The sequence below is a fragment of the Rathayibacter sp. VKM Ac-2926 genome, assembly GCF_022815565.1.
Taxonomy (GTDB): domain Bacteria; phylum Actinomycetota; class Actinomycetes; order Actinomycetales; family Microbacteriaceae; genus Rathayibacter; species Rathayibacter festucae.
Window position 1 is genome coordinate 272,618 of record NZ_JALGRS010000003.1, and the last position, 12,674, is coordinate 285,291.

Here is a 12,674-nt window from a genome sequence, read left to right on the forward strand (position 1 = left end):
GGCGTAGTCGGCGGCGTAGTCGGCGGCGTAGTCGGCGGCGTAGTCGGCGGCGTAGTCGGCGGCGTAGTCGGCGGCGTAGTCGGCGGCGTCGTCGGCGGCGTCGTCGGCGGCGTAGTCGGCGGCGTCGTCGGCGGCGTCGTCGGCGGCGTCGTCGGCGGCGCCGTGGTCGGCGCGGTCGTCGGCGGGGCGGTGGTCGCCGGGGTGCAGGAGGACGAGACGAAGGTGTCGTCGTCGAGGGTCACGGCGCCGTTGCGGGCGAGGGCGCGGCCGTCGACGGTGACCGCGTTGGTCACGGTGATCGAGGTCAGCGCGAGGATCGAGCCGGCGAAGTCGGAGGAGGTGCCGAGGGTCGCGGAACTGCCGACCTGCCAGAAGACGTTGCAGGCCTGCGCGCCGTTGATCAGCTCGATCCGGCTCCCGGAGCCCGTGATGAGGGTCGAGGCGGCCTTGAAGACGAACACGGCGCCGTTCGCGCCCTCGGCGTCGAGGGTCACGGTGCCCGTGACTCCGATCGGGCCGGAGGCGGTGTACACGCCGGGAGTGAAGGTGCGGCCGACGAGGTCGCCGGCGACGGACTCGGTGGTGGCCTGCGAGGTCAGCTGGTCGTAGGCCTTGACCAGGTCGGACTGCGCGCCGATCGCGTCGGCGTCCGCGGCGTGGGTCGCGCCGAGCACCTCGCCGGGCGGGAAGCCGGTGATCGCGGTGCCGGGACTCACGCCGAGGTCGAGCGGCAGGAGCGTGTCGCCGGTGTTGGTGACGGTCGAGCCGCCGAGGACCGAGAAGTTCCCCGCCCTCCCGAGCGTCGGCGCCGTGGCCGCCTGGGCGGCGGTCGCGGAGAGGAGCCCCGCGGACAGGAGCAGGATCCCGGTCGACGCCGCGATCCCCACCTTCCAACGGGCCCGGTCTCGTCGGACGTGGGAAGGAGTTCCGTGCGGCATCGTTGCGCAGCGATCCGCCCACGACAGCGTGGGCTCGTGACACCCGAGGTGAGTGGAGTCGAACCGTAGCCCCGGGCTTGAGCAGGAGTACAGGGCGCGATCGCCGGCCCGGCGCGGATCTGCCGGGGATCCGGGCGCGGATCGACGGATTGTCACCCTAACGGGGGACTGCGTGCCGTTGCGCCGGTGTCCCCGGACACGTGACGCGACCGAGGCCACGATGACGCGGCGGCCACTTGCCCCGCCCCCGCTCGAGTGGGACCGTGGGCCGCAGCCGCCGACGCAGAGGAGCGCACCGTGGGAACCCTCGACATCGATCTGTTCAGCACCGTCGACGGGGTCGCGCAGGCGCCCGGCGGACCGGAGGAGGACCCTGGCGGCGGCTTCGCGTTCGGCGGCTGGCAGGCGCCGCTGGTCGACGAGGTGGTCGGCGAGCAGGTCCTGGACGGGATGGCCGGCATGGACGCCCTGCTGCTCGGACGGCGCACCTACGAGATCTTCGCGGGCTACTGGCCGCAGCAGCAGGGGCCGATCGCGGAGCTGTTCAACCGGATCCCGAAGTACGTCGCCTCCCGCGGCACCCCGCCACTCCCCTGGTCCGGCTCGATGCAGCTCGGCGCCGACCTGCCGGCCGCCGTCCGCGAGGTGCGCGAGCGCCACTCCGCCGTGCACGTGATCGGCAGCCTCGACCTGGTGCAGACGCTGCTCGCGGAGCAGCTCTTCGACCGGCTCACCCTGTGGCTGCACCCGATCCTGCTCGGCTCCGGCAAGCCGGTCTTCGGCGGCGGTGCCGTGCCCACGAACCTGCGGCTCGACGGGCCGGCCGTCACCTCGCCGCGCGGAGTCGTGCGCCTGCAGTACCTGCGGGTGGACGGGACGCCCGGCACCGGGACGATGGGGCCCTGAGCCGCCGATCGACCCGCCGGCCAGGCGACGCTCCGGCATACTGACGGCGTGCAGGACGAGGACGACGAGCGCCAGGATCTCGAGCGCGCGCTCTACGCCCGCCCGACCGGGGACGACCGCGACGAGGCACTGCGGGCCGAAGCGCTGCGGGTCGAGGCGCAGCGGATCGAGGCGCAGCGCCGACTCGTGGCCGCCGCCGCCGCGGAGGCGCAGCCCGCCCCACGAGCCGCCGGACCCGCGCGGACGGCGGGCGGACTCGCTCCCGCCGCACCCCCCGCCCGGTCGCGCCTCGTCCTCCTCGGCGCCGGGCTGCTCGTCGGCGGGCTCGCGATCGGCGCGGCCACCGCCTCCGTCATCAGCGCGGCCGTCCCGCAGCCGTCCTCGAGCGGGCCCGCACCGGCGACCGGGACCCCGACCCCGCGCGCGACCGACCGCTTCGCCGCGATCGTCGAGGGCTGGGCCGTCACCACCGACATCCCCACCGGTCTCTCGCTGATCTCGGGCGACGCCGAGGTCTACAGCCCGACCTTCGAGACCACCCAGAACGACCGGCTGCTGCTCACGGCGCCCGACGCCACCCGGATCTGCCTCGCCCTCGAGCGCCCCGACGGCTCGCTCTCGGCCGGCTGCACCGGCCTCGAGGCCTTCTTCGCCGGCGATGCGCTCGACGTCGTCGGCACGGTGACCGGCGACGACACCCCGGTGTACACGCGCGTCACCCTCCGCCCCGACGGCAGCATCGAGGGCGGCTTCCAGCTGGTCGCAACGCCGGGCCCGGAGGCGTGAGCGGCGAATCCGCAGCGGAGACCTTCCCGCGGCGCACTCTCACCACGGCCGACGGCACCGAGCTCTCCGTCCTGGATTCAGGAGGCTCCGGCCCGATCGTCGTCGTCCTCCACGGCCTCGCCGGCAGCTCCTCCGAGTTCTTAGCCACAGCCCAGGCGCTGCCCGAGCACAGGGTGCTGCTGCTCGACCAGCGCGGGCACGGGCACAGCACGCGGCGGCCGGCCGACGTGTCGCGGGAGGCGTTCGTCTCGGACGTGATCGCGCTCATCGAGGAGGTCGGCCGGCCCGTCGCCCTGGTGGGCCAGTCGATGGGCGCGCACACCGCGCTGCTGACGGCGGCGGCCCGGCCTGAGCTGGTGTCGCGCCTCGTGCTGCTCGAAGGCGGCGAGGGCAGCGGCGACCCCGACGAGCATGCGGCGCTCGGCGAATGGCTCCGCGCCTGGCCGGTGCCGTTCGACTCCCGCGAGGCAGCGCTCGCCTTCCTCGGCGACTCCCCGCTCTCGCGCGCGTGGGTCGACGACCTCGAGCAGGCGGCCGACGGCCTCCGCCCGCGCTTCGACCCCGACGTGATGGTGCGCGCGATCACCGCGGTCGCCGTGCCCCGGTGGGAGGAGTGGGAGAGAGTGACGGCCCCGACCACGGTGATCTACGCCTCCGACGGCCTCTTCACCTCGGAGGCGAAGGACGAGTTCGTCCGCCGCGGACGCGACGTGACCCGCATCGATCTGGCCGGCGCCTCCCACGACGCGCACCTCGACGCGTTCGACGGCTGGATCGCGGCGCTACGAGCCGGGCTGTCGGGCTGAGAGCCGCTGTCAAGCCTGCGCGGGCGCTCAGAGAAACCGAGGGCGCGGGCGCCAGGATGCGGAGACATCCGCCCGCTCCGCCGAGCACCGATCCGAGAGGCCCCGCCGTGCCCGCCAGCACTCAGAACGCCACCGCCGCCACCGACTCCGGCACCACCGCGCCCCAGGAGTACGACGTCGCCGTGATCGGCGCGGGCCCGGCCGGCACCGCCGCCGCCCTCCGCGCGGCCGAGCTCGGCGCGAAGGTGGTCGTGCTCGAGGCCGGCCGCGTCGGCGGCACCTGCGTCAACACCGGCTGCGTGCCCACCCGCGTGCTCGCGAAGACCGCGCGCATCGTGCGCGAGGCTCGCACCGCCGGCGACTACGGCGTCGACGTCGGCACGCCCGTCGTCGACTGGGCCGCGACCGTCCGCCACGTGCACGCGCGGGTCGACAAGGTCCGCTCGATCAAGCGCGAGGCGCAGCGCTTCGAGGAGGCGGGAGTCGAGCTGATCCACGAGGGCCGCGCGCGCTTCGTTGACGAGAGCACCCTCGTCCTGGACAGCGGCCGGCGGATCCGCGCGCGCTCGATCCTGATCTGCGTCGGCGGCCACTCGCGCCGCCTGCCGATCCCGGGCGCCGAGCTCGCCACCGTCCCCGAGGACGTGCTGGCGCTGCCGGCCCTCCCCCGCCGGGTCGCGGTCATCGGCGGCGGCAACACCGGCGCGCAGCTCGTCACGGTGTTCAACGCCTTCGGCTCCGAGGTGACGCTGCTCGACGTCGCGCCGCGGATCCTCACGACCTCGGACGCGAGCATCTCGGAGCACGTCGCCGGCGCCTTCGAGCGCCAGGGCGTGCGCGTGCACCTGGGCATCGAGACGGTCGAGCGCCTCGAGCGCGCGGAGGACGGCTCGATCGACATCACCTGGCGCGAGGACGGCTCCGCGCGCACCGAGGGCGTCGACGCCGTGATCATGGCGACCGGCTGGCCCGCCGACGTCGAGGACCTGGGGCTCGAGAACGCCGGCATCGAGGTCGTCCGCTCGGCGATCCCGGCCGATCAGTACTTCCGCACGATCGTGCCGCACGTCTTCGCGGTCGGCGACGCGAACGGGCGCGACATGCTCGTGCAGGCGGCGCAGTTCGAGGCGGAGGCGGCGGCCGAGAACGCGGTGCTCGGCGCCAACCGGCGCACCCCGCAGTTCCTGCTGCCGGCCGGCGGCTTCACGGACCCGGACTACGCGGGCGTCGGCTTCACGCAGGAGCAGGCCCGCGAGCGCGACCCGCAGTGCATCGTCGCGTCCGTGCCGTTCTCGAGCGTCGACCGCGCCGTGATCGACGACCGCGAGAGCGGATTCCTGACGCTGATCGCCGACCGCCGCCGCGAGCTGCTGCTCGGCGCGCACGCGGTCGGCGAGAACGCGATCGAGGTCGTGCAGTCCGTGACGACCGCGATGGCGGCCGGCGTCGACGTCGCGACCCTGGCGAACGTGCGGTTCGCCTACCCGACCTACAGCGCGGTGATCGGCATGGCGGCGCGGGCGCTGCTGGCCGAGCCGGCGCGGCCCGCCGAGCTGGAGTGAGCGGCGCTACCCGATCCCGGAGCGCGGCGCCAGCCCTCTCCGGGTGCGGCGCCCGCTCCGAATGATGGGAGGAGGGCGACTCCTGCCCTTCCGCTCCCGAGAGGAACCACCGTGCCGATCCCCGCTGTCGACTACGCCCACATCCGCCTGACCGTCCGCGACATCGCCGTGTCGCGCGCCTTCTACGATTCCGTCTTCGGCTTCGATGTCGCCTTCGAGGCGCCGCCCGCGGATGCCCCCGAGGAGCAGAAGGAGCAGCTCGCGTTCCTCTTCGGCGGAGTGATCTACCAGTTCCCGGGCGGACTGCTGGGACTGCGCCCGGTCGCCGACGCGGGCGACCGCTTCGACGAGAACCGCATCGGCCTCGACCACCTCAGCTTCGCCGTCGCGGACCTTGACGCCCTGAGGGCCGCCGCCGCCGCGCTCGACGAGCTCGGCATCGCGCACGAGCCGATCAAGGACGCCGGCGGCCAGAGCATCCTCGAGTTCCGCGACCCCGACAACATCGCGCTGGAGATCAGCTCGCCGAGCTGAGCGCCCATGCCGTCCATGCTGGTCGAGTAGCCCCGCAGGGGCGTATCGAGACCCGGCCCCTGCAGGACGGCGGATCTCGATACGCCCGCTCCGCGGGCTACTCGATCAGCATGAAACGGGCCGCGTCCATGCTGGTCGAGTAGCCCCGCAGGGGCGTATCGAGACCCTGCGTCTGCAGGACGGTGGATCTCGATACGCCCGCGCCGCGGGCTACTCGATCAGCTTGTGCCTCTCACGGGCGGCGCCAGAGGTACGGGGTCGTCGTCGAGACCTTCACGAGGCCCGAGCGCTCGAGGATCGGGCGGGAGTACTCCGTCGAGTCGCTGTGCACGAGGGTGCGGCCCGCCTCGAGCGCGGCGGCGGCGCGCGCGGCCGTCAGCGCGCGGTAGATGCCGCGGCCGCGGTACTCCTCGAGCACGGCGCCGCCCCAGACGCCGACGACGTCGGAGTCCGCGACCGGCTCGAGCCGGCCGCCGCCGACCATGCGGCCGTCGACCTCGGCGACCCACAGCTCCATGCCGTCGCCGCGGGCGAGCCGTGCGACCAGCGCGTCGGCGATGTCCGTGTCGACGTCCTCGCCGAACGCGGCGTCGATCATCGCGCTGAACGCGCGGACGTCCGGCTCGTCGACGACGCGGCGCAGGGTCGCGCCGTCGGGCACCGGGGCGTCGCGGGTGAGCGCCTCGAGCGGGCCGATCATGATCGACTCCGTCTCCTCGGCGACAAAGCCGTGCCGCAGCAGCGCCTCGTGCAGACCGGGCGCCCGGTCGTGGCCGCGGGTCTTCCACTCGACCTTCCGGATCTCCGGGTCGGCGTCGAAGTGCGCGCGGGCGGCGGCGACGAGGGCGTCGATCGCCGAACCGTCCGCCCCGCCGAGGTCGCGGTAGGTGACGAAGCCGCGCCCGCCGGCGAAGGTCACCAGCCGGAGCGGCCCGGCGAGAGTCACCGCCACGGCGCTCGGTGTCTCGGCGTCGGTGCGGAGCTGCTCGTCGTAGACGCGCAGGTACTGCGCGCGGAGGTCGTCGGGGTGGGTGCTGGTGGTCATCCCGCCACGCTACGGGCGGGGGGGTGCAGATCGCCTCGGGGTGCCCATGCTGATCGAGTAGCCCGCGGAGCGGGCGTATCGAGATCCAGCGACGTCAGAACGTGAGTCTGCAGACCCGCCGCGCTGAGGACGGCGGGTCTCGATACGCCCCTGCGGGGCTACTCGACCAGCATGTTCGCCGGCGACTCTTCCCGGTGGATCCACCGATGTCAGAAAACGAGTCTGCAGATCTGCCCTGCTGGTGACGGCGGGTCTCGAGACGCCCCTGCGGGCTCCTCGACCGGCAGGGGTGCGCACAACATCAGCTGAGAGCAGGGGGCCTCCCCTGACAGCGGAGGCCACCCCTTCTCAGCTGATGTTCTGCAGCGCTCGAGCGCTCCACACCGTTCGAGCGGGCCCTCCGGTGGTCGCACAGCACGCGCAGCGGTCGTGTCGAGGTCCGCTCGCGTCGGAAGGCGAGTCTGCAGACCGCCCTGCGGATGACGGTGGGTCTCGATACGCCCCTTCGGGGCTACTCGACCAGCATGAAAAAGGGCGGCCGCCGCGTCCACTCCCCCATCGCCGAGGTGCGAAGCGGTTCCGCCTGCTCGACCGGCGGGATGCGGAGCGGGGTCAGCCGGTGACGCGGGCGATCAGGTCCTGGATGAAGGGGATGACGTCGCCGGCCTGGTCGACGCTCGCGAAGGCGGTGGCGAGCAGCGGCCAGACGGAGCCGACGAGGGTGGCGATCACGGCGGCGACCGCGGCGACCCAGGCGAGGGCGGCGTTCCGGGAGACGAAAGCCAGCGCGAGGCACGCCAGGGCGATCAGGTAGCTCAGCACGATCGAGAGGGTGATCGCGCCGACCGGGACGTCGAGGACGCCCGCGGTCGTCGCGTCGGCCGCGCCGATCAGGCCGAGCACCGGGAGCAGCACGCCGACGACGATCAGGAAGCTGACGACGACGCCGGTCGCGAGGGCGGCCCAGGCCGCGCGCGGATTCCGGCGCGAGCCGTAGGAGCGGGTGCGCACGGCCTACTCCGACCCGCGGCGCTCGGCGACGATCACATCGGCGTCGTCGGCCGAGATGTCGTCGGCAGAGGTGTCGTCGGCAGAGGTGTCGTCGGCAGAGGTGTCGGCGGCCGAAGCATCGGTGGCCGAGGTGTCGGCGTCCACCGGCTCGACCTCGACGCGGACGACGAACTCGGCGGCGGGAGCATCGGCGGTGACGACGACGGTCTCGACAGCGTCGGAGTCGGAGTCCGCGTCGGCGTCGCGCTCCACGCGGGCCGGCCGGGTCGCGACCTCGTCGGACAGCGAGTCCGCGGTGGCGTCCGACTCGGCGGCGCGGTCGGCGGCCTCGTCGAGGCGGTCCGAGGCGTCGTCGAGCGCGTCGGCGGTCCGCTCGCGGGCGGTGTCGAGCGCTGCGGCGCCCTTCTCGCGGGCGGAGTCGAGGGCGGCGCCGCCCTTCTCGCGGGCCGAGTCCATCGCGTCGCCGGCCTTCTCGACCAGCGAGGGGCCGTCCTCGCGCTCGGAGTCCGGCACCTCGATCGGGTCGAAGGGGCCGTGCACGTCGGTGACGTTGACGTTGACGACGACGCGCTCGCGGGTCAGCTGAGCGGCGGCCTTGCCGACCTGCTCGCGGACGGCGTCGATGACCTCCTGGACGGGGCGCGGGTACTCCGACACCAGGTCGAGGTCGAGGACGAGCGCGCCGTCGACGCGGGCGATGCTCACGCCGGGGCTCGTGCTGGTGCCCAGGACGGCGCGGGTCGCGCGGTCGAGGGTGCGGGCGGCGGCGCCGCCGAGGTGGTGGACGCCGGTGACACCGGCGGTGGTCTCCGCGGCGGCGGTCGCGAGCAGGCGCTCGATCGACTCGTCCTCCGGGTGCGCGCCGTCGATGGCGCGGAGGTCGTTCGTTCCGACGGTGTCGGTCATGGGGTACTCCTCAGTGGTCTTCCGGCCCTCCCGAGCGGGAGGGCCGGATCGTCCGGTGCGGCGGGTGCGCGGCACGGGGCGGCGCGGACGCCGCTACTGCACGCGGGCGCTGCTGCTCATCCTGGTGCGGAGGCCGCTGACGATCTGGATGACCACGGGGGTCTCCTCGCCCAGCACAGCGTCCCAGCTCTTCACCGCGTCGTCGATCGCGCGGCGGGTCCGCATCGGCGAGACGCCGCGGCGGGTGTGCGCGGTGACGCGGAGGACCGTGCGGTGCTTGACCTCGAAGGCGGTGACGTCGAGCGCGACGATCGAGGGATCGTGCGACAGCGCCTCCTCGAGGACGTGCTCGGCGACCTTCGCGTCGATGGTGACGGAGCCGCCGGTCGGCGTGCCCGCGCCGGAGCCGGAGCCCACGCGCAGCAGGGTCGACGTGCGTCCCCGGCCCTGGCGCACGATGAAGCGCACCAGCAGCAGGATCAGCACGAGGGCGACCACGGCCGTGACCCAGAGGATCCACGGCTGCCCGCCGGACAGGGCGTCGCTGGTGGGCTGCGTCGCGTCCTCCGCGCCGGTGGACACCGTCTGCTGGACGTCGGGGAACAGGGCTCCCGCCGCGACGGCACCGCCGGCGAGCAGGAGCACGAGGCCCACGACGAACAGGAGGAGGCGGTTGAGGAACCGGTTGGTGGTGGTCATCGGACCGTCCCCTTCTCGGACAGGCGCACGCGGGCCGTGAGCTTCGGGCTGATGTCGTAGCCGGCGAGCTCGGCGTCGACCGCCTCGCGGATGGTGCCGACGTCGAGGCTGCGCCCGGAGGTGCGGCCGACGGTGACACCGGCCGTGCGTCCGCCGATCGACACCGACACCTGGTCGGGGTCGACGTCGCCGGCGTAGGCGGCGGTGCGGGCGAGGCTCTGCGCGATCACGCGGTCGTCGATGACGGCCGCGGTGCGGTCGGCGGCGGCGCGGCGGCGGCCGCGACGACCCGGGGAGAAGGACACGACGATCAGGACGAGCCCGATCAGCGCGGCGACCACTCCGCCGGCCACGATCAGCGGGACGGGAGCGCTCGCGGCGCCGAGCACCGCGGCCGCTCCGTCCTGCGGGGCGACGAGCAGCGCGGGCTGCCCGAGGGCGGCGAGCACCGCCTCCGTGCCGATCCACGCGAAGACGAGGATGAGCAGGACCGCGAGGACGATCGCCGAGGTGGAGCGGGACGAGGTGATCTCGCGCCGGACGAGCCGGGGATAGAGGGCTCCGGTGGAGCGGGTCCCTGAGGCTGCGGGGGTCGTCACGAGACTCTCCTTCGCTCGCGCAGGTCGGCCCCGGTGATCCGGAGGTCGACGCGCCCGATGGTGGACCCGGTCAGCTCGAGGCAGCGGGTGCGGATGGTGGACTGGGCCGTGCTGAGACGGCTGAGGACCGTGCCGGAGCGGCGGTCCCCCTCGCCGAGCGGACGGATGCGCAGGGGGGCCTGCGCGGTGACGTGCAGCTTCCCCCCGTCGTCGTCCAGCTCGACCGAGACGTCCGACGCGTCGACGTCGAGCGCCTCCGCGGTGACGGCCGACACGACCCTGCGCACGGCGCGCGAGGTGATCGTCGTGCGGCCGTGGCGGGCCTGGTCGGCCATCACCGCCGCGGTCACGAGGACCGCCGCCCGCGGAGGGTGTCGGCGAGCGAGCTCAGGTCGAGCTTGCCCTCGACGACGCGGCCGACGCCGTAGCCGATGGCCATGGCGAGGGCGACCCAGAGGAGTGCCCAGAAGCCGAAGACCAGGCCGGTGACGGCGAGGACGGCGCCCAGGATCAGGCCGAGGTGGGACGGAGTCACTTGACGCGGCTCTCGGTGTCCTCGTCCTTGTCGTCCGAGGGGATGTAGACGTCGGCGATGGTCACGTTGACCTCGGTGACCTCCATGCCGACGACCGAGGAGATGGCCTCGGAGACGGCGGAGCGGATGCTGTCGGCGAGCTTCTGCAGCGCGACGGGGTACTCGGCGACGACGGTGATGTCGGCGGCGACCTGCTTCTCGCCGACCTCGACGGAGATGCCCTGGCCGCGGTCCTGCGCGTTGATCGCGTTGCGGATGGCGCCGATGGCGCGGGCGGCTCCGCCACCGAGGTCGTGGACGCCGGCGACCTGGCGGGCGGCGATGCCGGCGACCTTCTCGACGACGCCGTCGGCGATCGTGTTCTTGCCCGTGGAGGTCTCGGTGCCGTGCTTCGCGGTCGTGGTGGCGACGGTGCTGGGGGTGACGTTGGTCATGATGCTCTCCCTGGTAGAAGGTGATGCGCGACTCGGTCGCGGTGACGACGATCCGTCGCACATGAATCAGACGTGCGGGGCTCCGGGATCGTCCCGCCGGATCAGCCAGTGCGCAGGAAACATCGAGCGACGACGCGCTCTGCGGCCAGTGCCGTCCACAGGTCCAGGAGATGCGCGGCAGCTGTCGGTGAAGCGGGCGTCCGGGTGGGCTCCGGGCGGACCCCGCGCGGTCCCGGGGCAGGCTCCACACTGCGCCCAGGCCCGTTTTGTATACAGCGGACGCAGAATCACCGCACGGTCGGCGCCCTCTCGCCCGGTTCGACGCCCGCGTGCGCAGGTTGTAGCATCGTGGAAACCTGCCCGAAACGGTGTTTGGGATACAAAAGAGGAGTCCTCGCGGTGACCATCACTCTGGAGCCGCCTCACCCCTCGCCCTGCTGGGAGCTACACATGTCAGCTGTATCCCGCACCACCGCTCCGCCCGCCTCCGGACACACGGTCGCCTCCGTCCTCGACTCCATCGGCTTCACCCGCGCGCAGTTCTGGATCTTCCTGCTGATCCTCGCCGGAGAGTTCTTCAACACGCTCGAGCAGAACTCGGTGGGTGCCATGGGCAGTCACATCAAGGAGACGCTGCAGATCGGCGACATCCAGCTCACGACGATCAACACCGCCACGGTCATCGGCGGACTGATCGGCCGCCTGCTGGCCGGCTACCTCGCCGACCGCTACGGCCGCCGCTTCTCGCTCAGCCTGAACCTGCTGATCTACACGCTCGGCGGACTGCTCAGCGCCGTCGCGATGAACTACGAGATGCTGCTCGTCAGCCGCCTCATCGTCGGCATCGGCATCGGCGGCGAGTTCATGATCGGCCTGGTCATGCTCTCCGAGATGGTCTCCACCCGCTTCCGCGGCACCGCGATCGGCGCCGTCAACGTCGGCGCCGGGGGCCTGGGCAACTTCCTCTCCTACGGCCTGTTCCTGCTGCTGCTCGGCCCGCTGGAGACCCCGCTCGGCGGCCCCGACTCGGTCTGGCGCTGGTCGTTCGTGATCCTCGCGGTCCCCGCGCTGCTGGTCGTCTTCTACCGCCGCAAGCTGCCGGAGACGCCGCGCTGGCTGCTCTCGCAGGGCCGCACGGAGGAGGCGAACCGCTCGCTCGCGATCCTCGCCTCGAACTCGCTCACCCCCACCACCGCCCGCCCGCCCGTCGAGCTCTCGCCGGACGACCTGCCGCCCGTGCGGATGTCCGCCTCCCCCGCCGCGGTGTTCAGCCGCCCGGTGATCCGCCGCACCGCCGCCCTCGGCATCGCGTCCTGGATGGCCTTCGGCTCGCAGGTCACGCTGAACTTCCTGATGCCGACCCTGCTGGTCGAGCGCGGCTACTCCGTCTCGGAGAGCCTGCTGTACACGATGATCATGAACATCGGCTCGCTCCTCGGAGCGACGACCGCGGCCCTGATCGCCGGTCGCGTCGGCCGCCGCACCGCCGTCGGCGCCGCCGGAGTCCTCGGCTGCCTCACCGCGCTCGCCTTCGCCGGGTTCGGCAACGGCACCGGGGCGATCCTCGTGCTCGGCGCTCTCTTCCAGTTCTTCACGATGGTCACCAACACGACCCTCGCCACCTGGACCGCCGAGATCTTCCCGACCGCGATCCGCGCCTCCGGAGCCTCGATCGTCAACGGCATCGGCAACATCGCCGGAGCGGTCATGCCGTTCCTCGCCGTCGCGCTCTACGGCTCGTTCGCCTTCGCCGGCGTCTTCGGCCTCGCCGCCGTGATGTACGCGGTGCTCGTCGTCGCCTCCCGCTTCGCCCCGGAGACCCGGGGACGCTCGCTCGAGGACGTCAACGAGAACGCGATCGCCGCCGCCGCCCACTGACCCACCCCCGCCCCCGGCGCTCCGGCGCCGGGGGC

The 12,674-nt window shown here is 73.2% G+C and carries 15 protein-coding genes; 6 read left to right on the top strand and 9 right to left on the bottom strand.

Annotation, left to right across the window (positions count from 1 at the left end):
• Positions 1-887: ice-binding family protein (locus MT351_RS05665; protein ID WP_243581508.1), on the bottom strand; the 887-nt coding region annotated here is incomplete at its 3' end.
• A 348-nt stretch (positions 888-1,235) separates the two neighbouring features.
• Between MT351_RS05665 and MT351_RS05670 the strand changes: the two genes are divergently transcribed.
• From MT351_RS05670 to MT351_RS05690, 5 genes are all read left to right on the top strand, one after another.
• Positions 1,236-1,844, top strand: coding sequence for a dihydrofolate reductase family protein (locus tag MT351_RS05670; RefSeq protein WP_243581510.1), 609 nt, complete (start codon positions 1,236-1,238; stop codon positions 1,842-1,844).
• Positions 1,845-1,892: 48 nt separating this feature from the next.
• Positions 1,893-2,630 carry a hypothetical protein gene (locus MT351_RS05675; RefSeq protein WP_243581512.1) on the top strand — a complete coding sequence of 246 codons (738 nt, stop codon included), beginning with the start codon at positions 1,893-1,895 and terminating at the stop codon, positions 2,628-2,630.
• A complete protein-coding gene (locus MT351_RS05680; protein WP_243581514.1) occupies positions 2,627-3,436 on the top strand; it encodes an alpha/beta fold hydrolase in 810 nt (269 codons plus the stop codon). Before MT351_RS05675 ends, MT351_RS05680 begins: the two co-directional genes overlap by 4 nt.
• A 107-nt stretch (positions 3,437-3,543) precedes the next feature.
• Positions 3,544-4,998 (top strand): NAD(P)/FAD-dependent oxidoreductase, encoded by a 1,455-nt coding sequence (locus MT351_RS05685; protein ID WP_243581516.1) that lies wholly within the window; start codon positions 3,544-3,546, stop codon positions 4,996-4,998.
• 111 nt (positions 4,999-5,109) lie between these two features.
• Entirely contained in the window at positions 5,110-5,532 is a 423-nt protein-coding gene (locus MT351_RS05690) for a VOC family protein (RefSeq protein WP_243581518.1), read from the top strand.
• 232 nt (positions 5,533-5,764) lie between these two features.
• On the opposite strand, the gene MT351_RS05695 is transcribed toward MT351_RS05690, so the two are convergent.
• The 8 genes from MT351_RS05695 to MT351_RS05730 form a co-directional block, all read right to left on the bottom strand.
• Positions 5,765-6,577, bottom strand: coding sequence for a GNAT family N-acetyltransferase (locus tag MT351_RS05695; protein ID WP_243581519.1), 813 nt, complete (start codon positions 6,575-6,577; stop codon positions 5,765-5,767).
• 612 nt (positions 6,578-7,189) lie between these two features.
• Positions 7,190-7,588, bottom strand: a complete 399-nt coding sequence (locus MT351_RS05700) for a hypothetical protein (protein ID WP_243581521.1) — start codon at positions 7,586-7,588, stop codon at positions 7,190-7,192.
• A 3-nt stretch (positions 7,589-7,591) separates the two neighbouring features.
• Positions 7,592-8,494, bottom strand: coding sequence for an Asp23/Gls24 family envelope stress response protein (locus tag MT351_RS05705; protein ID WP_243581523.1), 903 nt, complete (start codon positions 8,492-8,494; stop codon positions 7,592-7,594).
• A gap of 93 nt (positions 8,495-8,587) precedes the next feature.
• A complete protein-coding gene (locus MT351_RS05710; protein WP_123447470.1) occupies positions 8,588-9,193 on the bottom strand; it encodes a hypothetical protein in 606 nt (201 codons plus the stop codon).
• On the bottom strand, positions 9,190-9,792 hold the full coding sequence (locus MT351_RS05715; RefSeq protein WP_123705847.1) for a DUF6286 domain-containing protein: 603 nt from the start codon (positions 9,790-9,792) through the stop codon (positions 9,190-9,192). Before MT351_RS05715 ends, MT351_RS05710 begins: the two co-directional genes overlap by 4 nt.
• Positions 9,789-10,142, bottom strand: a complete 354-nt coding sequence (locus MT351_RS05720) for a hypothetical protein (RefSeq protein WP_243581525.1) — start codon at positions 10,140-10,142, stop codon at positions 9,789-9,791. Before MT351_RS05720 ends, MT351_RS05715 begins: the two co-directional genes overlap by 4 nt.
• A complete protein-coding gene (locus tag MT351_RS05725) occupies positions 10,139-10,327 on the bottom strand; it encodes a DUF2273 domain-containing protein (RefSeq protein ID WP_123734545.1) in 189 nt (62 codons plus the stop codon). Before MT351_RS05725 ends, MT351_RS05720 begins: the two co-directional genes overlap by 4 nt.
• Positions 10,324-10,761 (bottom strand): Asp23/Gls24 family envelope stress response protein, encoded by a 438-nt coding sequence (locus MT351_RS05730; protein WP_123734544.1) that lies wholly within the window; start codon positions 10,759-10,761, stop codon positions 10,324-10,326. The genes MT351_RS05725 and MT351_RS05730 overlap by 4 nt, the downstream gene beginning before the upstream one ends.
• A 450-nt stretch (positions 10,762-11,211) precedes the next feature.
• On the opposite strand from MT351_RS05730, the gene MT351_RS05735 reads away from it, so the two are divergent.
• Complete coding sequence (locus MT351_RS05735) at positions 11,212-12,639, top strand: MFS transporter (protein WP_243581528.1); 1,428 nt, start codon at positions 11,212-11,214, stop codon at positions 12,637-12,639.
• The last annotated feature ends 35 nt before the right edge of the window (positions 12,640-12,674 follow it).